The sequence below is a fragment of the Phenylobacterium sp. genome (assembly GCF_030698145.1).
Classification (GTDB): domain Bacteria; phylum Pseudomonadota; class Alphaproteobacteria; order Caulobacterales; family Caulobacteraceae; genus Phenylobacterium.
In genome coordinates, this window is sequence record NZ_JAUYNW010000002.1 from 1 (window position 1) to 21,132 (window position 21,132).

Sequence of the window (21,132 nt, forward strand, 5' to 3'; positions counted from 1 at the left end):
TGCGACCGCCCGGCACGAACGGCTCGATCCGCGCCCACTGATCGTCCCGAAGAACCTCGCCTTCCAACACACCCTCCAAAGAGAAGCGTTGAATCAGAACAGCGCCAGTCAGGGAATCCTAAATCGTCACTACCGCCTAGCACCCCGCGGACCAGGACGAAGGTAACCGGGGTCGGCACCGGATGCTGGTCCTCGCTGTGCGACAGCAAGGTGGCGGTCAGGAAGGTCGAGCCGTCCTCCTGATAGAGGCGCGAAGACGGCTCCAGGTGAGCGGTCTCCTCCCGGGTCGGGAGATCGACGCCGAACGCGGCTTCGACGGCCAGCTCTTCCTCACGGCTGGGCGAGACCAGGTCGATCCAAACCGCATCCTCGGGCGGTCGCCAGGCGGCGTCGACAGACTCGGTCACCAGGCCGGGCGCGGCGCGGCGAAGCAGGTTCAGCATGAAGGTCTCCGCCGCAGGATCGACCCCATGTGCGGCGCTGCGGGCGAGCCGTCAACCGGCTCGCACGACCAACTAGTCTTCCGAGGACGGTTGGGCGGTGGCGGCCTGGATGAGGGCGGCGATCCGGTCTGTGGAGTCGGCGGCCTGACCCAGCATCTGCAGGGGACCGGCGCCCGGACGGACGACCGAGACCACCTGGTTGGCCGCGCCCTGGGCCACGGCGATGGCCGCGTTCTGAGCGCTGTTGAAGCCCGAGCCGGCGACGCGGACCGCCACGGCGTCCTGATAGATGAAGCCATGGGTCGGATAGGTGGACGAGCCGAGGTCGCGGACCGGATCGTACCAGACCTTGACCTGCGACCAGTCGCCGGCCGGCGAGACGTCGATGACGGTGACGTCCTTCTCGATCTGGCCACGGGTCCCGCCGATGCGCGACCAGTTGGCATGGCTGATCTGAATGACCCGCTCGGTGAGCACCTGGCTGACCACCGCCACGTGGCCTAGGCGCATCTTGCCGTTGGGCTTGAAGCAGAGCACCGCGCCGGCCTTCGGCGAGACGCCGGTGTCGTACTTGCCGACCGCCTGCTTCCACCAGGTCCAGGCGTCGCCATAGATCTGGACGCCCGACAGCAGACGGGCGAAGGGCACGCATTGCCAGTAGGTGTCAGCGACCGCGGCCGAGATCGGCGCGAAGGTCATAACCGCTATGGCGGCCAGGGAACCCCAAAGGGCTCTCGGTCGTTTCAGCATGCTAGAGGAACTCCCCACGAGTTTCGGGCGTAGGGTTACTCATCCTCCAGGGGAATGAAAAGAGCCTTTACGCCTGTGCGGCCGAAGGTCGCCGCGAATCCCATGAGTCAGCCATGAGTTTCAGGCGGGCGCGAGCCGGCTTCTCGATCAGATGATACGAGGCCGCGGCAAGTGGAACCACGCTTCCCAAGAAAACTAACCACAGCCACAAGGGCAGGCGCTCGTCGTTGATCTGCAAAACCTTGGACGCCGCGTTGACGAAGACTATCTTCCACGGCACGCAGACCATGTAGACCGAGTAGCTGACTTCACCCAGATAGACGAGCGGCCGCTGGCCCAAGACCTCGCCGCCCGTCTGGGCGGTGCGGGCCATGAAGAAGATCACCGCCCCCAGACCGGTCACGATTAAGGCATCTGGGGCGGCGAACGCCGACATTGTGAGCACGACGCCTGCAGAAGCGGCAGATGCGACGATCGCCGCCAGCCGATTTTGCGCCGGCTTGGCGCGCCAGAGCGAGTGCAGGGCGCAGCCCAGGGCGAAGCAGGGGACGATCCGCAGCGCGCCCCAGGCGATGGTCGCCTGGGTCAGCGGGAAGCCCGCGATCGCCTGGAACGCGGTGTAGAGCCCGGCCAGGAAGGCGACGGCCAGGCCCACGGCCAGATAGGGCCGGTCCTTCAGCGCCAGGGCGGCCCAGGCGAAGGCCGGGAAGGAGAGATAGGCGAACCATTCGGCCGAGATCGACCAGGAGGGGTGGTTGAACGCCGCCTGCGGGGCCAGGCCCCAGGCCTGCAGCATCAGCAGGTTCGCCGGCAGCGACTCCCAGGAGAGGATGTTGGCGTCGATCGCGAAACCGGCGAGGCCGGCGCCGACGCCCAGCGCGATCATGCCCAGCAAGGTCGCCAGATGCAGCGGATAGACCCGCGCCAGCCGGTTCCAGAGGAAGGATCCGTAGCGGAACCGCCCCTCTTCCACGCTGGTCCGGTAGACGTGGCAAAGAATGAAGCCCGAGAGGATGAAGAACAGCTCCACCCCCAGATAGCCCTTCTCCACCACCATCGGGACAGCGCCGGCCACGTCGAGCTTGGGCCAGTAGTGATAGATGACCACCCACATGGCCGCGAAGAACCTCAGCGAGGTCAGCGGCCGGATGTTCTGCGCGTCGGTCATGGTCCCGTCCCGATTCGGCGCCGGAGAGGCGCGCTCGAGGCCGGCGTGCAAACTTCGTACGCGGCCCACGTCAGGATGCGGCCAAAGCCTCACCATCCGGTTACGCGGTCAGGTAGCGGTCCCAGAAGCCTTGCGCCGGCTCGATCTGTTCGATGATGTCGACCCACAGGCCCGACGGGTCGAAGAAGCCGAACCGCCGTTGGCCGAAGGGCTCCTCGGTCAGCGGATAGTCGCCGGCCAGGCCCCGCGAGCGGCAGGTTTCATAGGCCAGGGTGGCGTCCTCGACCTGCAGCTCGAAGCACATGCCCTTGCCCGAGAACGGCTCCGGCCCCGGCGGGGCCGAGGGATGGTCGGGGCTCATGAAGGCGAGCGTCGCCCCATCGGCCTGCAGCAGGACGAACCACGTGGCCTCGAAGACCACCTCGAACCCCAGGTGCGTGCGCCAGAAGTCGCGGCACTCCGAGAACAGGGGCGTGACGATGATGGGATAGCGATCGACGAACCGCATGCCGTTTTCCCTTGATCCGATATGATCGCGATATAAGATACAGACAGTCTGTATGTCAAATGGGGAATCGGATGGGCGTCAAGTCGGAGAAGGCCCAGGCCACCCGCGCGGCCCTGATCGCCGCGGCCCGGGCGCTGTTCGCCCGCGACGGCTACGGGGCCACGGGCACGGAGGCGATCCTGGCGTCCGCCGGGATGACGCGCGGCGCGCTCTATCACCACTTCGCCGACAAGCAGGCCCTGTTCGCCGCCGTCTGCGAGACCCTGCACGCCGAGGGTGAAGCGGTGATCGAGACCCAAGCCGACGCCGCCCCCGACGCCTTCTCCGGCCTGATCGACGGATGCCTCGCCTTCCTCGACTTCGTGGTGCGCCCCGATGTGCGCCGCATCCTGATCCTGGAGGCGCCGGGCGTGCTGGGCTGGGACCAATGGAACGAGATGGACCGCCGCCATGGATTCGGCCTGCTGATCGAGGGCGTCGAGGCGGCGGTCGCCGAGGGATCGCTCGCAGGCGATCCCCTGACCCTGGCGGTGATGATCAACGGGGCGCTGAACTACGGCGTGGTCTGGGCCGGGCAGTCGGAGGATCCCACCGCCCTGCGGCGCCTGAAGACCGGCTTCGTCGACCTGATGGAGTCGATGCGCCGCTAGGCCGCCCCTGGAGATGGCGGCGCGATGCGCTAGATAGGGACCTCCGAGACGCTTGAGAGGACCCCGATGGAAAGCCTGATGACCCTGGTCGCCGATCCCACGGTATGGGCGGCGCTGATCACCCTGATCGTCATGGAGGTGGTCCTCGGCATCGACAATCTGGTCTTCATCTCGATCCTCTCCAACAAGCTGCCCGCCGAACAGCGCACCCGCGCGCGGCGCATCGGCATCGGTCTGGCCCTGGTCATGCGCCTGGTGCTGCTCTCGACCCTCGCCTTCATCGTGGGCCTGACCGCGCCGGTCTTCGAACTGCCCTGGCAGGGCGCGCTGGACGGCCATGGCGAACCGGCCTGGGAGCTGTCCTTCTCCTGGCGCGACCTGATCCTGATCGGCGGCGGCCTGTTCCTGGTCTGGAAGGCCACCACCGAGATCCACCACACCATGGACCCGACGCCCAACGACGACGTCTTCGACACCAAGGCGGCGGTGGGCCTGAACTTCGGCGCGGCCATCTTCCAGATCATCCTGCTGGACATCGTGTTCTCGATCGACTCGATCCTGACCGCCGTCGGCATGACCGACCACCTGGCGGTGATGATCGTGGCCGTGGTGATCACCGTCGGAATCATGCTGGTCGCCGCCGATCCCCTGGCCAACTTCATCAACAACAACCCGACCGTGGTGATGCTGGCCTTGGGCTTCCTGCTGATGATCGGCGCGGTGCTTATCGCCGATGGCTTCGGCGTGCATGTGCCCAAGGGCTATATCTACGCGGCCATGGCGTTCTCAGGCTTGGTGGAGGGCCTCAACATGGCGTCGCGCACCGCCAGCCGGAAACGTATCCCGCCGGAAACACAGGGCGGCGACACGGCTGATAGGCTGCACTAGGCTTCGTCACGGGGCGACGAACATTCTTCCGTCCGTCCCGCCGACGCCGGACTGAGAACAATAATCTTTGGGGCGGCTCATTTTGGCCGCTACGGAAACGCCGATTGAACGAGCCTCACGTCCATAGCGACGACGAGCGCCGGCTTACGCTCATCTCCGTGATGATCGTCTTCCTGCTGGCCGCCATGAGCCAGACTGTGATCGCCACGGCCATGCCGCGCATCGTGGGCGACCTGTCGGGCCTGCATCTCTACGCCTGGGCCACCACCGCCTATCTGCTGGCTTCCACGGTCATGGTGCCCATATGGGGCAAGCTGGGCGACCTCTACGGGCGCAAGGTGGTGCTGCTCACCGGCATCGGCCTGTTCCTGGCCGGCTCCTGGCTCGCTGGTTTCGCGGGCGAGCTTGGCGACCTGCCCCTGCTGGGCGGCGGCATGACCCAGCTCATCGCCTTCCGGGCGGTCCAGGGCCTGGGCGGCGGGGCGCTGTTCACCACCGCCTTCGCCATCCTCGCCGACCTCTACGCGCCGCGCGAACGGGCCAAGTTCTCCGGCCTGTTCGGCTCTATCTTCGGGGTCTCCAGCCTGTTCGGGCCCCTGGTGGGCGGCTTCCTCACCGACCACGGGACGGTGATCCTGTTCGGCCACCTGGTCGCCGGCTGGCGCTGGGTGTTCTTCTTCAACATCCCGTTCGCCCTGGCCGCCGTGGCGATGATCGTCTGGAAGATGCCCACCTTGCCGCGGCGGGGCGGCGGCGGGATCGACTGGTTCGGCGCGACCCTGATCGTGGCGGCCTTCGTGCCCCTGCTGCTGGCCATCACCTGGGGCGGCCGCGAACACCCGTGGAGCTCGCCGCTGATCGTCGGCATGTTGGCCTGGTCGATCGCGGGCGTGGCGGCCTTCCTGTGGATCGAGACCAAGGTCCGCGATCCGATCCTGCCGCTGGAGCTGTTTTTCAACCGCACCTTCGTGACCGCCAACGGCGCGGCCTTCGTCTACTCCATGGCCTTCATGGGAGTGTCGAGCTTCCTGCCGCTCTACATGCAGGTGGGCCAGGGCATCCCGGCCACCACCAGCGGCTTGACCATGCTGGCCCTGATGGGCGGCTTCGTCCTCTCCTCCACCATCTGCGGCCAGCTCGTCACCCGCACGGGCCACTTCAAGCCGTTCATGGTCGGGGGCGGCGCCACCCTGGTGGTTGGGGCGACCCTGCTCTGCTTCATCGGGCCCGACACCTCGACCCTGGACCTCGCCTGGCGACTGCTGATCTTCGGCATCGGCCTGGGGCCGGGCCAGAGCCTGTTCAGCCTGGCGGTGCAGAACGCCGTGCCCTCCCATCAGCTCGGCGTGGCGACCTCGTCGAGCCAGTTCACCCGCCAGATCGGCTCCACCATGGGCGTGGCCCTGTTCGGCGCCCTGCTGACCGCGGGCCTTGCCGGCCAGCTCGAACGCCACGCCGCGGCCGATCCGTCGGCCCAGGTGCGGGTGCTGAACCTGGGCGACCTGCAGAGGATGGCGCTGGACCGCACCCTGCACCCGGAGCAGGCCGCAGCCCGCGCCGCCGACCCGGTGATCCGCGCCCAGGAGCGTACGGTGCGCGAGAGCTTCTCGGTGGCCATCGTCCACGGGATGATCTTCAGCCTGGCCGTACTGGTGGCGGGTTTCATCCTGATGCTGATGGTCCCGGCCGCTCCGCTGCGGGAAACCCCCGCGCGGCCAGGCGCGGAGTAAGGCGCCTCTTTTCCCTCCTCCTTGTGGGGAGGGACAGGCGGCGAAGCCGCCAGGGTGGGGAAGTCCGGCCACCTCGTCGAAGCTCCAGAAAGCCCCACCCTGATCCCTTCGGGACCGTCCCTCCCCACAAGGAGGAGGGAAAAGGAGTCACAGGAAGCTGTACGGGTCCACGTCGATGGACACCCGGATGGCGCCCGGCGGCCGCACCCTCGCCCGCCAGGTGGCGAGGTAGGCCGAGAGGTCGACGGTGCGGTCGGCCCGCACCAGAAACCGCTTGCGCCGCCGGCCGCGCACCAGGCCCAGCGGCGCGTCGGCGGGGCCGTAGACATCCACCCCCTCGGCGTTGGGCGCGGCCTCGGCCATGGTCCGGACGAAGGCCTCCAGGGCCTGCGGGTCGGGGCCGGAGACCACGATCGCCCCCAGCCGGCCGAACGGCGGCAGCTTCATGATCTCGCGTTCGGCCATCTCGGCCTCGACGAAGGCCTCGCGGTCCTGGGCCTTCAGCGCCTGCATAACCGCATGCTCCGGGGCGTAGGTCTGCAGCAGCGCCCGGCCCGGCCGGTCCTTGCGCCCCGCCCGGCCGGTGGCCTGGGCCAGGAGCTGATAGGTCCGCTCGGCCGCCCTCAGGTCGCCGCCGCGCAGGCCGAGGTCGGCGTCGACCACACCCACCAGGGTCAGCTTGGGGAAGTTGTGGCCCTTGGCCGCGGCCTGGGTGGCCACCAGGATGTCGATCTCGCCGTCGGCCATCGAGGCCACCAGCCGCCGCGCCTCCTTGGCGTCCCAGACGGTGTCGGACGAGAAGACCGAGATCCGGGCCTGTGGGAACAGGCCGCGCGCCTCCTCCTCCACCCGCTCCACGCCCGGCCCGATGGAGGTCAAGCTGTCGCGCGCCCCGCAGTGGGGGCACTTGTCGGGCTTGGGCATGGAGAAGCCGGTGAGGTGGCAGACCAGCCGCCCGGTATAGCGGTGCTCCACCAGCCAGCTGTCTGTGTCGGGCGAGGTCATCCGCTCGCCGCAGGCCTTGCAGAGCACCAGGGGCGCGTAGCCTCGGCGGTTGAGGAACAGCAGGGTCTGCTCGCCCGCCGCGAAGGTCTCGACCATGGCGGCCACCAGGGGCGGCGAGAGCCAGCGGCCGGTCTCGGGCGGGGTCTCGCGCAGGTCGATCAAGGAGATGTCCGGCAGCCGGGCGACCCCGTGCCGGACGGTGAGCTTCAGCCAACGATATCGCCCGGTCTCGGCGTTGCGCAGGCTCTCCAGCGACGGCGTCGCCGAAGCCAGGACCACGGCGGCGTTCTCGATCTTGCCGCGCGCCACCGCCAGGTCGCGGGCCTGGTATATGAAGCCCTCGTCCTGCTTGTAGGAGCTGTCGTGCTCCTCATCGACCACGATCAGGGCCAGCTTGGTGAACGGCAGGAACAGCGCCGAACGAGCGCCCACCACGATGCGGCAGCCGCCGGTGGCGACCGCCTCCCACACCTTGCGGCGCATGGGTGGGGCGACGTCGGAATGCCACTCGCCAGGCCGGGCGCCGAACCGGCTCTCGAAGCGGGCGATCACCGCCTGGGTCAGAGCGATTTCCGGCAGCAGCACCAGGACCTGGGCGGTGGGGTCGCGGGCCAGGGCCTCGGCGGCGGCCTCCAGATAGACCTCGGTCTTGCCCGAGCCGGTCACCCCGTCCAGCAGGGCGACATTGAAGCCCCCTTCACGGACCAAGGCCTTCAGTGCCTCGGCGGCGGCGGCCTGGCTGGCGTTGAGCGGATGACCTTCCAGGGTCAGGTCGGGTTCCGGATAGCGGGCCTCGGGCGCGATCAACCTCAGGACCAGCGCGCCATCGTCCACCAGCCCCTTCACCACGCCGGAGGATACGCCCGCCGCGCGGGCCAGGTCGGCGGGCGACAGCGGCTCGGTCGCCGCCTCCAGCACCTTGGCCCGGGCCGGCGTCATGCGTGCGGGCGCCGAGCCGGTGAGCTCCATGATCTTTTCCGGCCGAGCCTTGGGCGCGCGGGCGCCGCGGGTGGCGATAGCTAGCGGCGAGCCCGGCGAGTCTACGGAATAGCGCGCCGCCCACTGGATGAACTCCAGGGTCCCGGGCGGCAGGGGCGGATCGTCCAGCTTGGATTCGATGGCCTTCAGCGGCCGGTTGCCCCCGGCGGCCTCGCGCAGGGCGGTGACCACGCCTCGGAGTAGCCGCGGGCCCAGGGGCGCGGCGACCTGGTCGCCCACCTGCAGCTCCATACCCTCCGGCTCGGCGTAGTCGAACGCCTCGGGCAGCGGCATGGGCAGGAGGACGGAGGCGATGCGGCTCATAGTCCCGCCCAGATAGGCTGGCCCACGGCCCGCGCAACCGCTAAACACCGCGCCGAACCCTGCGCCAGAAGGTCACCCATGCAGCTCTTTCTCGACACCACCGACACGGCCGTCCTCAAGGAGCTCGCCGCCACCGGCCTCGTCGACGGGGTGACCACCAACCCGACGCTGATCGCCAAGTCCGGCCGCCCCATGCTGGAGGTCATCGCCGAGATTTGCGACCTCGTCGAGGGCCCCGTGAGCGCCGAGGTCGCCGCGACCGACGCCGCCGGCATGCTGGCCGAGGGCGCCAAGCTCGCCAGCGTCGCCACCAACGTCGTGGTGAAGGTGCCGCTGACCCGCGACGGTCTGATCGCCACGGCCGAGTTCGCGGTCCAGGGCATCGCCACTAACGTGACGCTCTGCTTCTCGGCGGCCCAGGCCCTGCTGGCCGCCAAGGCCGGCGCAACCTACATCTCGCCCTTCATCGGCCGCCTGGACGACTACGGCATGGAGGGGATGGACCTGATCAGCGAGATCCGCGCCATCTACGACAACTACGATTTCGACACCGAGATCCTGGCCGCCTCGATCCGCAATCCGGGCCATGTGACGGCCGCGGCCCTGGCCGGCGCCGACTGTGCGACCATTCCGCCCAGCGTTTTCTTGGACCTCTTCAAGCACCCGTTAACCGAGAAGGGGCTTGAAATGTTCATGAGCGACTGGGCCAAGACGGGTCAGTCCATCCTGTAAAACGCGGGGACTGACATGGACGGCGGCGCGAAGGCGAAAGACCACGCTTTGAGATCCGACGACGTCCGGGCGTTCCTGGCGGACAATCCCCAGTTCCTGAAAGATGACCCGGCCTTGCTGGCCGAGCTCGGCCTGCGGCCCGACGCGGCCAATGTGCTGGACTTCGGTCCCGCGGCGCTCGCCCGCGTGCACGAGGCCCACAAGCGTGAGGCCGGCGCCCGCAAGCGCCTGGAAGCCACCGCCCGCGCCAATTTCGCCGCCCAGGCCCAGACCCACGGCGCCGTGGTCGACCTGCTGGACGCCCGTAACCACGCCGACCTGGCCCGCCGGGTGGACGAACTGGCCCAGCTCCGCTTCGGCCTCGCCGCCGGCGTCGTCGCCCTTTCCGGTCCTGACCGCACCCCCGCCGGCTGGCGGATGCTGGTCGAGGGCCAGATCGACATGATCATCGGCCACCAGCGGGTCGCCCTGATGGGCTTCCAACCCACGGCGCTCGGCCTGTTCGGCGAGCGCGCCGAGAGCGTCCGTTCGATGGCCATGGTCCGCATGGCGATCTGGGAGCCGTCCCGCGAGGGCCTGCTGGCCTTCGGCTCGGCCGATGAGAACGGCTTCACCGAGGACATGGGCGCCGAACTGGTCGCCTTCCTCGCCCGTGTGGTCGAAAGGACCGCGGAGCGTTGGCCGGTTCTGTAACTTCACGGCCTCTAGGCGCCCGAGGCGCCCTGAGGCTCTGGCTGGAGCACCTGGCCAAGGAGCGCCGCGCCTCGCCCCGCACCGTCGAGGCCTATAGCTTCGCCGCCGGCCGCTACATCGCCTTCCTGGAACTGTATCGCGGCGAGACCCTGTCGCTGGCCGCCATGGGGACGCTCACCGCAGGCGAGGTCCGCGCCTGGCTGGCGCACCTGCGGCAAGGCGACAAGCCGCTCTCGCCGCGCTCGCTCTCCCAGGCCCTGTCGGCGATCCGCACCTTCCACCGCTATCTGGACATCCGCCTCGACACCCCCAACCCCGCCGTCGCCCTGGTGCGCGGACCCCGCGTGGTCCCCAGCGCGCCACGCCCGGTCAGCGAGGACCAGGCGCGCGGCATGCTGGCCGAGCCGGGCCTCGACCCCGACCGCGAGGACTGGGAGGCCAGCCGCGACGAGGCGGTGCTGACCCTGCTCTATGGCTGCGGCCTGCGGATATCCGAGGCCCTGTCGCTGAAGCGCTCCGACGCGCCGCTGAGCGCCTCGCTGCGGATCCTCGGCAAGGGGTCGAAGACCCGCATCGTGCCGGTGCTGCCGGCGGTGCAGGAGGCCGTCGCCGCCTATCTGGCCGACCTGCCCTTCGCGCTATCCCCCGACCAGCCGCTGTTCCGCGCCAAGCGCGGCGGCGCCCTCAGTCCGCGCCACGTCCAGGCCACGGTGCAGGCCTTGCGCGGGCGGCTGGGCCTGCCCGACAGCGCCACGCCCCACGCCCTGCGCCACTCCTTCGCCACCCACCTGCTGGGGGCCGGCGCCGACCTGCGCTCGATCCAGGAACTGTTGGGCCACGCCTCGCTCTCGACGACGCAGCGCTACACCGAGGTCGACGCCGCGGCCCTGCTGGGCGCCTACGCCAAGGCCCATCCGCACGCCTAGGGCCCGGTGACCCGCTCGACCGCCTCAGCCAGCCAGCGCCGGAAGGCGATGATGCGCCGCTCCTGGGCCTGCTCGGGCCGCATGACCAGATAGAAGGCCCCTGTCCTGCCGGTCGGGGCGAAGGGCGCCGCCAGAGTCTCGCCGAACCCGGGCCGCCCCCGGATCAGCGGATGCATGGCGATCGTCACGCCAAGGCCATGCTCGGCGGCTTCCAGGGCGGCGGGCATGCTGTCCACCCAGAGCTCGCCACGAGGCTTGAGCTGGCCTTGCCCCACGCTCTCCAGCCAGACGGGCCAGGCGCGCGGCTGTTGGGTCACATGGATCAACACCTCGTCCGCCAGCGCCGCCGGGGTCGAGAGCGCGCCCAGCTTGTCGGGGCGGCAGACCGGGAGGCTGCGCACCTCCACCAGGGGCTCGAAACGCAGTCCCGAGGACCGCTCCCGCCCGAACCGGATCGCCACGTCGACCCCCGCGCTATCCAGGTCGGCGTACTGATGGCTGGTCTCCAGCCGCAGGGTCAGGCCGGGGTGGTGGCGCGGGAGGTCGGCCAGGGCCGGCAGGATGACCGTCGAGGTGAAGAACGGCAGGGCGCTGACCCGCAGTTCGGTTCGCCCTCCTGTCGCCTGGCCCAGCAGGTCGCGGCCCGCCTCGTCCAGTTGGGCGAGGGCCGCAGCCACCACCAGGCGATAGCTCTCGCCCGCCGCAGTCAGCCGCACGGCCCGCGCGCCGCGCGCGAAGAGCCGGGCCCCGAACCGCTCCTCCAGGCCGCGGATCTGGTGGCTGACGGCCGAGGGCGATAGGCCCAGGTCCTGGGCCGCGCGGCGGAAGCTCAGATGCGTGGCCGCGCGTTCGAAGGCCATGAGGGCCGTCATCGGCGGCAGGGTCCTGAGCGCGCCGGTCTGGGGCGCCGAGAGATGAACAGATTTCACCAAGGCTGAGGAATCGCCTTTTGAGCTGGTTAGATTGGTTCATCAAAGTGATCCAGAGATGATCAGGATGCAACCATGAGCCAAGTCGAACCGATCTTCCGTCGCGTCGTGGCGGACGGGACCTGGGAGCCGTCCGCCCTGGCCCGAGGCCCCTTCGCGGGCCTCCAGGGCGGGGCCGTGGCGGGCCTGCTGGCCGGGGAGATCGAGGCCAGGGCCGACGCAAGCGGCTGGGGCCAGGCCGTCAGCGCCGCGGCCTGGTTCCTGCGCCCGATCCCCATGAACCGCCTCCGCACCCAGGTGGTCCCGCTGCGGGTCGGCGGCCGGGTCAGCGTGGTCGACAACACCCTGTGGGTCGAGGGCGAAGACGAGCCGTGCGCCACGGTGCGGGTCACCCTGATGCAGTCCAGGCCGGTCGAGGTGGCGGGCTTCGTGGGTCCCGCCGAAACCGTGGTCGATCCCAGTCTCCTGGGCCTGAGCGCCCGTCCGGCGCGGCACGGCGACCCCTGGTTCATGGACGCCATGGAAGCCCGCGCCGGCGGCGGCGTTTCCTGGTTCCGGATGAAGGCGCCGGTGATGGCGGGCGCGGGGCCGCTCGCCCAGGCGCTGGGACCCGCCGACTGGGCGCACGGGGTCTCGCGGCCGGTCTGGGACGTGGTCGCCGATCCCAATCCGAACCTCACGGTCCACCTGGCCCGGCCGCCGCGTGGCGACTGGCTGGGCCTTCAACCCACCACCCACTGGACGCCCGAACTGAGCCGGGGCGCGGGCGCGGGCCTCCTGTCCGACACCCGAGGCGTGGTGGGCTCGGTCTCCATGGCCGTGGCGCTCACCGCCTTCAGGCCAGCCCGCGTGGAGGCCTGAGCATGCGCGCCCTATTCTATGCGGGACCAAACCAGGTCGAATGGCGCGATGTCCCAGCCCCGCGCCTGCAAGGCGACGGCGAGGCCCTGGTGCGGCCGCTGGCTGTCACTCGCTGCGACCTGGACTATTCGATCGTCACCGGCGCGGCCGGCTGGCCCGGCCCTTTCGCCCTGGGCCATGAGATGGTCGGGATCGTCACCGCTGTCGGCGACGGCGTGACCGCTTTCCGGCCGGGCGACCGGGTGATCGTGCCGTTCCAGATCAGCTGCGGGTCCTGCGGCGCCTGCGCGCGCGGCCTGACCGGCATCTGCGAGAGCGTGCCCTTCCGCTCCTCCTATGGCATGGCCCCATTGTCGGGCTTCGACCATGGCGGCGCCCTGTCCGACCTGGTCCGCGTGCCGTTCGCCGATCACATGCTGCTGGCCTGCCCCGAGGAGGTGAGCTCGGTGGCCGGCGCGGGTATCGCCGACAACGTCGCCGACGCCTTCCGCTCGATCGCGCCCTACCTCGCCCAGAGGCCCGGCGCCCGGGTGCTGATCGTCGGAGGCCTGGCTCAAGGCATCGGTCTCTACATCGCCGAGGCCGCGCGGGCGCTGGGCTCCGCCGAGGTGGTCTATCTGGACGACAGCTTCGCGCGCCTAGACATCGCCCGGCGGATGGGGGTGCGGGTGGAGGCGCGAGCGACCTTCGAGGGCAAAGCCCCGGACGCCCCCTATCCTATCACTATCGACGCCAGCGGCAGGCCCGAGGGCCTGGCCCTGGCGATCCGCTCGACCGAGCACGGGGGCGTCTGCCATCGCACCTATGGCGACCTGAAACCCACAACCGAGGTCCCGCTGCGCGACATGTACGGCATTGGCCTCACACTGCACCTCAGCCGGCTCCATGCGCGAACCGAGATGCCCGCCGTGACCGAACACGTCCGCTGCGGCCACCTGCATCCCGAGGCGGTTATCACCCGCACCGCCGCCTTCGCCGAGGCGGCCGAGGCCATGCTGGACCCGACGGTGAAGGTCGTGTTCGTCAACGAGGACGCCTGAGGCGCCTCAGTCGCGCGAAGGCGCGAACCGGCCGTCGCCCTGCACCTTCTCGCGGACCACGCTGGAGACCGCGCAGCCGCCGACGGAGCGCATCACCGTCAGGTGCAGGTCGGCGGGCGGCAGGCTCTCAAGCGACCGCGCGCCGCGATCGCCGCGTTGGTCCTGCGGACGCAGCAGCAGGGCGGGCTCCATCGAGCGGACCATCATCATGCCCTCGGCGGGGCACGCGCCCGAGCGGGCGCGATGGGTCGTCATCCGGAAAGGCGGCGGCGCGATAACCAGGCTGGCGGCGAGTAGAGCTGACACGATCATGGCGAGGCCTCCGTTGCCGGGGAATCCTACGCCCGGCCGGGATCGCCCGAAAGTTAACTCTGGCTCAGGCCTGCATGGTCCAGCCCTCGACGCCCATGGCCGCCTGGCGGCCGGCCTCGGAGCGCGTCGGGTGGGGATGGCAGGTGCGCGCCACGTCCTCGCTGGCGGCCTTGAAGGCCATGGCCACGCAATATTCCCCGATCATCTCGCCGGCCTGCGGCCCGATGATGTGGACGCCCAGGATCTCGTCGGTCTTGGCGTCGGCCAGGACCTTGGCGAAGCCCTCGGTCTCGTGGTTGATCTTGGCGCGGCTGTTGGCGCTGAAGGGGAATTTGCCGGCCTTGTAGGCGACGCCGGCCTCCTTGAGCTGCTCCTCGGTCTTGCCGACCCAGGCCACCTCCGGCGCCGTATAGACGACGCTGGGGACCAGGTTGTAGTCCACGTGGCCCCACTTGCCGGCGATCATCTCGATGCAGGCGACCGAGTCCTCCTCGGCCTTGTGCGCCAGCATCGGTCCCAGGATGGCGTCGCCGATGGCCCAGACACCGGGGGCCGAGGTCTTGAAGTGGTCGGTCTCGATGAAGCCGCGCTTGTCGGGAACGATCCCGACGCTCTCCAGGCCCAGGCCGTCGGTATAGGGGCGCCGGCCGATAGCCAGCAGGACGTAATCGGCGGTGAGCGTCTCGGCGGCCCCGCCCGCGACGGGCTCGACGGTCAGCGAGACATTGGACTTGCCGGCCTTGGCGCCGGTCACCTTCGACCCGAGCTTGAAGGCGATCCCCTGCTTGGTCAGCGAGCGTTGGAAGGTCTTGGCGGTCTCGGCGTCCATGCCTGGCGTGATGCGGTCCAGGAACTCGACCACGGTGACCTCGGCGCCGAGGCGCCGCCACACCGAGCCCAGCTCCAGGCCGATGATGCCGGCGCCGATGACGATCAGGCTCTTGGGGACTTCCGGCAGCGACAGGGCGCCAGTGGAATCGACGATGCGCTTCTGGTCCACCTCAACGCCTGGCAAGGGCGAGGGCTCCGAGCCCGTGGCGATGACGATATTGGCTGTCTCCAGGGTGATGACAGAGCCGTCCTCGGCCGTGACCTCGACCTTGCCCTGGCCCACGATCTTGCCGGCGCCCTTTACCCAGTCGACCTTGTTCTTCTTGAACAGGAACTCGACGCCCTTGGTCAGGGCGCTCACCGATTCGGCCTTCTGCTTCATCATCTGGACGAGGTTGAGCTTGGGCTTCACCTCGATGCCCAGGGTGGCGAACTCGTTGTTGGCGGCGTCGTAGAGTTCGGAGGCGTGCAGCAGCGCCTTGGACGGCATGCAGCCGACGTTCAGGCAGGTCCCGCCCAGCGTCCCGCGCTTCTCCACCACCGCGGCCTTGAGGCCGAGCTGACCGGCGCGGATACCCGCATTGTATCCGCCGGGGCCGCCCCCGATGATGATGACGTCGTACTGGGCCATGGGTTCTCGAAGCCTGCTGGAGAGAGTGCCGCCCAGATATAGGAGCTTCGCCTGCGAGGCGAGGCTTGGACTCGATTTTCAGGACTTTGGCGGTGCGTCGATCTGCGTGTTCTGGTCGACCACCAGGCCCCAGCGGCCGTCCTCCAGGGCGAAGGTCAGGGCCAGCCAGGAGGTGATGTGCTTCGGCGCGCCGCCGGCGCCGTTCGAGGTGTAGCGATAGCGGATCAGGGCGTGGGCCAGCGCAGGGGATTCGATCACGCTGACGATCTCCGGCTCCAGCTTTCCGTCATCCTTCGACTCGAACCAGGCCTGGTGGAAATCCACATACTGTTGCCGCGTCTCCAGCGCCTGGCCGCCGGGCATGATCATGATCAGCTCCTTGCCAGCCGTCAGGGTCGGCAGCAGGGACGACATGTCCCGGGCCGCGATCGCCGCCACGTGCGTCTCGACGGTGGCGCGCGCTAACGGCGCGGCCATGGCCATGGGCGCCCAGGCCGCGAGCGCGGTCGCGACGCCGGCGGTGGTCAGGCTGGCGAGGGCGCGGCGGCGGCCTCTCGGCGTATGGTTCGACATCTCGTTGCTCCTGTTCGCTGACGGCGCGCAGCGCCTGATGCAAACAGCGACGAACGAGAGCGTCGCGGATCGACGCGCGACCCGCGATTTTCTCCAGGCGGCGAGCCTAGACGTCGAGCAGCAGGCGCTGCGGGTCTTCCAGGGCTTCCTTGACGCGGACCAGGAAGGTCACCGCGCCCTGGCCGTCGACGATACGGTGATCATAGCTTAGCGCCAGGTACATCATCGGGCGGATCACCACCTGGCCGCCCATGGCCATGGGCCGGTCCTGGATCTTGTGCATGCCGAGGATCCCCGACTGCGGCGCGTTGAGGATCGGGGTCGACATCAGCGAGCCATAGACCCCGCCGTTGGAGATGGTGAAGGTGCCGCCCTGCAGGTCTTCCAGGGCCAGGTGGCCGTCGCGGGCCTTTTTGCCCAGTTCGGAGATGCCCTTTTCCACGCCCGAGAGCGACAGGGTGTCGGCGTCGCGCAGCACGGGCACGACCAGGCCGCGGCCGGTGCCGACCGCCACCCCGATGTCGTAGTGGTTCTTGTAGATGATGTCCGTGCCGTCGATCTCGGCGTTGACGTCAGGCACGTGCTTCAGGCCGTGGATCACCGCCTTCACGAAGAAGCTCATGAAGCCGAGCTTGACCCCGTGGGCCTTCTCGAAGCCGTCCTTGTACTGGTTGCGCAGCGCCATGATGGCGCTCATGTCGACCTCGTTGAACGTGGTCAGCATGGCCGCCGCGTTCTGGGCCTCCTTCAGCCGGCGCGCGATGGTCTGGCGCAGTCGGGTCATCTTCACGCGCTCTTCGCGCTCGTGGATCTCGCGCGGGGCCGACGGCGCGGGCGCCGGGGCCGGAGCCTTGGCGCGGGCCTCCAGGGCCGCCAGAGCGTCGCCCTTGGTGACCCGGCCGTCCTTGCCGGAACCGGCGATAGCCGAGGCGTCGAGGCTGTTCTCGGCCACGATGCGCTGTGCCGACGGCGCCAGCGGCGCGGCGGCGGCGATCTTCGGAGCCTCCGTCTTGGGAGCCGGCGCGGGTTCGGGCGCCTTGGCGGGCGCCGCTTCGGACTTCGGCGCAGGAGCCGGCTTGGCGCCGACCGCGCCCTCGGTCAGGCGGCCCAGGACCGCGCCCGGCTCGACAGTGGCGCCTTCTTCGGCATTGATCTCCGACAGCACCCCGTCGGCGGGGGCGGCGACTTCCAGGCTGACCTTGTCGGTTTCCAGCTCAACCAGGATCTCGTCCTTCCGAACCGCGTCCCCGGCTTTCTTGGTCCAGCGCGCCACCGTCGCCTCGGTGACGGACTCGCCCAGGGCGGGAGTCATGATGTCGGCCATTGGAAGTTCCTGTCTCTCTTAAGTCGTTTTGTTCTTTGGGGCCGCCGCGAGCCTAGGCGAGGGCTTCGGCGAGGAAGGACTGTAGCTCACGGAGGTGACGGCTCATCTGGCCTGCGGCGGTGGAGGCCGTGGCCGGGCGGCCGACATAGCGGGCCCGCTTGGCCTTGACCCTCAGGCGCTCGAGGGTGAGCTCCAGCCAGGGATCGACGAAGGTCCAACCGCCCATGTTCTTGGGTTCTTCCTGGCACCAGACCAGTTCGGCGTTGGGGAAGCGCGACAGCTCGGTCGACAGCGACTTCACCGGCCATGGATAGAACTGCTCCAGTCGCATCAGATAGACGTCGTCGACGCCCTTCTCCTCGCGGGCCTCGAGCAGATCGTAATAGACCTTGCCCGAGCACAGCACGACGCGGCGGATCTTCTCCGGGGCGACCAGCACGGTGGCGGTGTTCTGGCCACGCTCGGCGTCGTCGTGCAGCACCCGGTGGAACGACGAGCCCTCGGCCATGTCGCTGAGCTTGGAGACCGCCTTCTTGTGCCGTAGCAGCGACTTGGGCGTCATGACCACCAGCGGCTTGCGGAACTCACGGCGCATCTGGCGACGCAGGGCGTGGAAGTAGTTGGCGGGGGTGGTGCAATTGACGACCTGGAGGTTGTCTTCCGCGCAGAGCTGCAGGAAGCGTTCGAGGCGGGCGGAGGAGTGCTCCGGGCCCTGGCCCTCGTAGCCGTGCGGCAGCAGCAGGACCAGGCCGCTCATCCGCAGCCACTTGCGTTCGCCCGACGAGATGAACTGGTCGATGACCACCTGGGCGCCGTTGGCGAAGTCGCCGAACTGGGCCTCCCACATGGTCAGGGTCTTGGGGTCGGCCAAGGAGAAGCCGTACTCGAAGCCCAGCACGGCCTCTTCCGACAGGGGCGAATCGATGATCTCGAAGTGGGCCTGGCCGGGCCGCAGGTGCAGGAGCGGCGTGTAGTGCTCCTCCGTGGTCTGGTCGATGATGTCGGCGTGGCGCTGGGTGAAGGTGCCGCGCACGGTGTCCTGGCCGGTGAAGCGCACGGGGAAGCCGTCGTCCAGCAGGGTGGCGATGGCCAGATGTTCGCCGGTCGCCCAGTCGATACCTCCGCCGGCGTCGATGGCCGCGCGGCGGTTCTCGATCACCCGGCGGACGTTCTTGTGCACCTCCAGCCGCTCCGGGATGGCGGTCAGCTTGTGGCCCAGGTCCAGCAGCTTCTGCATCTTGACGCTGGTGTCGCCGCGGCGATCGTCGCTGTCGGGCAGGGCCAGGCCCGACCAGGCGCCGTCCAGCCAGTCGGCCTTGTTGGCCTTGTACGCCTTGCCGGCGTCGAACTCCTTGTCGAGGAAGTCGTCGAACTCGGCGATCCAGCCCGTGAGCTCGCCCTCGGTGATCACCCCCTGGCCGATCAGCTTGCGGCCGTAGATTTCCCGGGTCGACGGGTGATCCTTGATCTTGGCGTACATCAAGGGCGAGGTCATCGTCGGGTCGTCGCCCTCGTTGTGACCGAACCGCCGGTAGCAGAACATGTCGATGACCACGTCCTTGCCGAACTGCTGGCGGAACTCGGTGGCGACCTTGGCGGCGAAGGTGCAGGCCTCCGGATCGTCGCCGTTCACGTGGAAGATCGGCGCCTCGACCATCAGCGCCACGTCCGACGGATAGGGCGAGGAGCGGGAATATTTCGGCGCGGTGGTGAAGCCGATCTGGTTGTTGACGATGAAGTGGATCGTGCCGCCGGTGCGGTAGCCCCGCACTCCCGACAGGGTGAAGCACTCGGCGATGACGCCCTGGCCCGCGAAGGCCGCGTCGCCGTGCAGCAGCAGCGGCAGGACGTGACCACGGCCGGCGTCGGCGTTCTCGCGCAGGGCGAAGGCCTGCTTGGCGCGGGCCTTGCCCAGCACCACCGGGTTGACGATCTCCAGGTGGGACGGGTTGGCGGTCAGCGACAGGTGGACGCTGTTGCCGTCGAAGGCGCGGTCCGAGGACGCGCCCATATGGTACTTCACGTCGCCCGAGCCCTCGACGTCCGAGGGCAAGGTCGAGCCGCCTTGGAACTCGTGGAAGATCACGTGGTAGGGCTTGGCCATCACCGCGGCCAGCACGTTCAGCCGCCCCCGGTGAGGCATGCCGATGACGATGTCGCGGACGCCCAGCGCGCCGCCGCGCTTGATGATCTGCTCCAGCGCCGGGACCATGGCCTCGCCGCCGTCCAGGCCGAACCGCTTGGTGCCGGGGAAGCGCTTGTGCAGGAAGCGTTCGAAGCCCTCGGCCTCGATCAGCTTCTTCAGGATGGCGACCTTGCCCTCCTTGGTGAACACAATCTCCTTGTCGCGACCCTCGATGCGCTCCTGCAGCCAGGCCTTCTGGGCCGGGTCGGAGATGTGCATATACTGCACGCCGATGTCGTTGCAGTAGGTCCGCTTCACGATCTGCAGGATCTCGCGGACCGTTCCGGTCTCGAGGCCCAGCACGAAGTCCAGGAAGATCGGCCGGTCGTAGTCGGCCTCCGAGAAGCCGTAGGTCGCCGGATCCAGCTCCGAGGCGTCGCCCTCGGGAATGGCGATGCCCAGCGGGTCGAGATTGGCCCGCAGGTGGCCGCGCATCCGATAGGCGCGGATCATCATGATGGCGCGCAGGGAATCGAGGGTGGCGGCGCGGACCGATTCCGAGGAAGCAGTGGGCGGCGCGCGTTCGGCGATCTTCGCGCCGACCTTGGCCTCGATGGCGGGCCACATGCCGTCGAGGGCCGAGAGCCAGTCCGGCCGGGCGGCGGGGGCGCCGGCCTTGGTCCAGGATCGGTCGCCGGCGGCGGCCTTCACCTCATCGGCGCGATCATGCAGGGAGGCGAAGAAGACGCGCCAGGAGCCGTCGACCGAATTCGGGTCGGCGGCCCACCGCGCGTAGAGGTCCTCCACGAAGGCGGCATTGCCGCCATAGAGGAATGAGGTCTCGGCGAGCACCTCGTTGATCAGACCTGCGTCGTCCGCCATTTCGTCCGTTTCCCGGGGGGTCGCCCACGGACTTCGGAAGAAGGAGCCGAGCGCGGACCGCCCATACTTAATTAGCCGTCAGGCGCTTTTCAGCACCTCGAGGAGGGTCTCGCCCAGTTTCGCCGGCGAAGGTGACACACGGATGCCCGCCGCCTCCATCGCCGCGATCTTGTCCTCGGCGCCGCCTTTGCCGCCGGAGATGATCGCCCCCGCGTGTCCCATGCGCCGACCAGGCGGCGCGGTGCGACCCGCGATGAAGCCGACCATAGGCTTCTTGGTTGCTGAATTCTTGATGAACTCCGCCGCATCTTCCTCGGCCGAACCGCCGATCTCGCCGATCATGATGATCGACTCGGTCTCAGGGTCCTTCAGGAACATGTCGAGGATGTCGATGAATTCGGTGCCTTTGACCGGATCGCCGCCAATTCCGACAGCGGTTGTCTGTCCAAGACCCACCTGGGTGGTCTGGAACACCGCTTCATAGGTGAGCGTGCCGGAGCGCGAGACCACGCCGACCGAGCCCTTGCGGAAGATGTTGCCCGGCATAATGCCGATCTTGCAGGCTTCCGGCGTCAGGACGCCGGGGCAGTTCGGGCCGATCAGGCGGGACTTGGAGCCCGAAAGCGCGCGCTTGACCTTGATCATGTCGCCCACCGGGATGCCTTCGGTGATGCAGATGATCAGCGGGATCTCCGCGTCGATGGCTTCCAGGATCGAGTCGGCGGCGAACGGCGGCGGGACATAGATCACGCTGGCGTCGGCGCCGGTCTGCTGGGCCGCCTCACGCACGGTGTCGAACACCGGCAGGCCGATGTGGGTGGTCCCGCCC

19 protein-coding genes and 1 pseudogene are annotated in these 21,132 nt (G+C 68.9%); 8 read left to right on the plus strand and 12 right to left on the minus strand.

Going from position 1 to position 21,132, the window contains the following annotated elements:
- From Q8Q77_RS00040 to Q8Q77_RS00055, 4 genes and pseudogenes are all read right to left on the minus strand, one after another.
- Positions 1-443, minus strand: a pseudogene (locus Q8Q77_RS00040) (hypothetical protein); the annotation flags it as partial.
- 72 nt (positions 444-515) lie between these two features.
- Positions 516-1,193: a CHAP domain-containing protein gene (locus Q8Q77_RS00045; protein WP_305579897.1), complete on the minus strand. Its 678-nt coding sequence runs from the start codon at positions 1,191-1,193 to the stop codon at positions 516-518.
- Positions 1,194-1,260: 67 nt separating this feature from the next.
- Complete coding sequence (locus Q8Q77_RS00050; RefSeq protein WP_305579899.1) at positions 1,261-2,361, minus strand: acyltransferase; 1,101 nt, start codon at positions 2,359-2,361, stop codon at positions 1,261-1,263.
- Positions 2,362-2,461: 100 nt separating this feature from the next.
- Positions 2,462-2,869 carry a VOC family protein gene (locus tag Q8Q77_RS00055; RefSeq protein ID WP_305579901.1) on the minus strand — a complete coding sequence of 136 codons (408 nt, stop codon included), beginning with the start codon at positions 2,867-2,869 and terminating at the stop codon, positions 2,462-2,464.
- A gap of 71 nt (positions 2,870-2,940) precedes the next feature.
- Between Q8Q77_RS00055 and Q8Q77_RS00060 the strand changes: the two genes are divergently transcribed.
- The 3 genes from Q8Q77_RS00060 (at position 2,941) to Q8Q77_RS00070 (ending at position 6,137) form a co-directional block, all read left to right on the plus strand.
- Entirely contained in the window at positions 2,941-3,519 is a 579-nt protein-coding gene (locus tag Q8Q77_RS00060; protein ID WP_305579903.1) for a TetR/AcrR family transcriptional regulator, read from the plus strand.
- A gap of 66 nt (positions 3,520-3,585) precedes the next feature.
- Positions 3,586-4,407 carry a TerC family protein gene (locus tag Q8Q77_RS00065; protein ID WP_305579905.1) on the plus strand — a complete coding sequence of 274 codons (822 nt, stop codon included), beginning with the start codon at positions 3,586-3,588 and terminating at the stop codon, positions 4,405-4,407.
- A 104-nt stretch (positions 4,408-4,511) separates the two neighbouring features.
- On the plus strand, positions 4,512-6,137 hold the full coding sequence (locus tag Q8Q77_RS00070; RefSeq protein WP_305579907.1) for an MDR family MFS transporter: 1,626 nt from the start codon (positions 4,512-4,514) through the stop codon (positions 6,135-6,137).
- 147 nt (positions 6,138-6,284) lie between these two features.
- Here the strand turns inward: Q8Q77_RS00070 and Q8Q77_RS00075 are convergent, their stop codons facing one another.
- The gene (locus Q8Q77_RS00075) at positions 6,285-8,444 is read right to left on the minus strand and encodes a primosomal protein N' (RefSeq protein ID WP_305579909.1); all 2,160 of its coding nucleotides are present in this window, start codon (positions 8,442-8,444) and stop codon (positions 6,285-6,287) included.
- Between the two features lie 78 nt (positions 8,445-8,522).
- On the opposite strand from Q8Q77_RS00075, the gene fsa reads away from it, so the two are divergent.
- From fsa to Q8Q77_RS00090, 3 genes are read left to right on the plus strand one after another with little or no spacing between them, the layout of a single operon-like run.
- Positions 8,523-9,176, plus strand: coding sequence for a fructose-6-phosphate aldolase (gene fsa, locus Q8Q77_RS00080; protein ID WP_305579911.1), 654 nt, complete (start codon positions 8,523-8,525; stop codon positions 9,174-9,176).
- Positions 9,177-9,191: 15 nt separating this feature from the next.
- On the plus strand, positions 9,192-9,869 hold the full coding sequence (locus Q8Q77_RS00085; protein WP_305579913.1) for a DUF484 family protein: 678 nt from the start codon (positions 9,192-9,194) through the stop codon (positions 9,867-9,869).
- Positions 9,854-10,795, plus strand: a complete 942-nt coding sequence (locus Q8Q77_RS00090; RefSeq protein WP_305579915.1) for a tyrosine recombinase XerC — start codon at positions 9,854-9,856, stop codon at positions 10,793-10,795. Before Q8Q77_RS00085 ends, Q8Q77_RS00090 begins: the two co-directional genes overlap by 16 nt.
- On the opposite strand, the gene Q8Q77_RS00095 is transcribed toward Q8Q77_RS00090, so the two are convergent.
- Positions 10,792-11,724 (minus strand): LysR substrate-binding domain-containing protein, encoded by a 933-nt coding sequence (locus Q8Q77_RS00095; RefSeq protein ID WP_305579917.1) that lies wholly within the window; start codon positions 11,722-11,724, stop codon positions 10,792-10,794. The two genes, Q8Q77_RS00090 and Q8Q77_RS00095, sit on opposite strands and share 4 nt — an antisense overlap.
- Positions 11,725-11,799: 75 nt before the next feature.
- Here Q8Q77_RS00095 and Q8Q77_RS00100 point away from each other — a divergent pair, with 75 nt between their 5' ends.
- Complete coding sequence (locus Q8Q77_RS00100) at positions 11,800-12,585, plus strand: acyl-CoA thioesterase domain-containing protein (protein WP_305579919.1); 786 nt, start codon at positions 11,800-11,802, stop codon at positions 12,583-12,585.
- Positions 12,586-12,587: 2 nt separating this feature from the next.
- A complete protein-coding gene (locus Q8Q77_RS00105) occupies positions 12,588-13,625 on the plus strand; it encodes a zinc-binding dehydrogenase (RefSeq protein ID WP_305579921.1) in 1,038 nt (345 codons plus the stop codon).
- Between the two features lie 6 nt (positions 13,626-13,631).
- On the opposite strand, the gene Q8Q77_RS00110 is transcribed toward Q8Q77_RS00105, so the two are convergent.
- The 6 genes from Q8Q77_RS00110 to sucD all read right to left on the minus strand — a co-directional run.
- Positions 13,632-13,937 (minus strand): hypothetical protein, encoded by a 306-nt coding sequence (locus tag Q8Q77_RS00110; RefSeq protein ID WP_305579923.1) that lies wholly within the window; start codon positions 13,935-13,937, stop codon positions 13,632-13,634.
- Positions 13,938-14,001: 64 nt separating this feature from the next.
- On the minus strand, positions 14,002-15,399 hold the full coding sequence (lpdA, locus tag Q8Q77_RS00115) for a dihydrolipoyl dehydrogenase (protein ID WP_305579925.1): 1,398 nt from the start codon (positions 15,397-15,399) through the stop codon (positions 14,002-14,004).
- 78 nt (positions 15,400-15,477) lie between these two features.
- Positions 15,478-15,972 carry a DUF4440 domain-containing protein gene (locus Q8Q77_RS00120; protein WP_305579927.1) on the minus strand — a complete coding sequence of 165 codons (495 nt, stop codon included), beginning with the start codon at positions 15,970-15,972 and terminating at the stop codon, positions 15,478-15,480.
- Between the two features lie 106 nt (positions 15,973-16,078).
- Positions 16,079-17,296: a 2-oxoglutarate dehydrogenase complex dihydrolipoyllysine-residue succinyltransferase gene (gene odhB, locus Q8Q77_RS00125; protein WP_305579929.1), complete on the minus strand. Its 1,218-nt coding sequence runs from the start codon at positions 17,294-17,296 to the stop codon at positions 16,079-16,081.
- A 52-nt stretch (positions 17,297-17,348) separates the two neighbouring features.
- Complete coding sequence (locus tag Q8Q77_RS00130; RefSeq protein ID WP_305579931.1) at positions 17,349-20,303, minus strand: 2-oxoglutarate dehydrogenase E1 component; 2,955 nt, start codon at positions 20,301-20,303, stop codon at positions 17,349-17,351.
- 78 nt (positions 20,304-20,381) lie between these two features.
- Positions 20,382-21,132: succinate--CoA ligase subunit alpha (sucD, locus tag Q8Q77_RS00135; protein ID WP_305579933.1), on the minus strand; the 751-nt coding region annotated here is incomplete at its 5' end.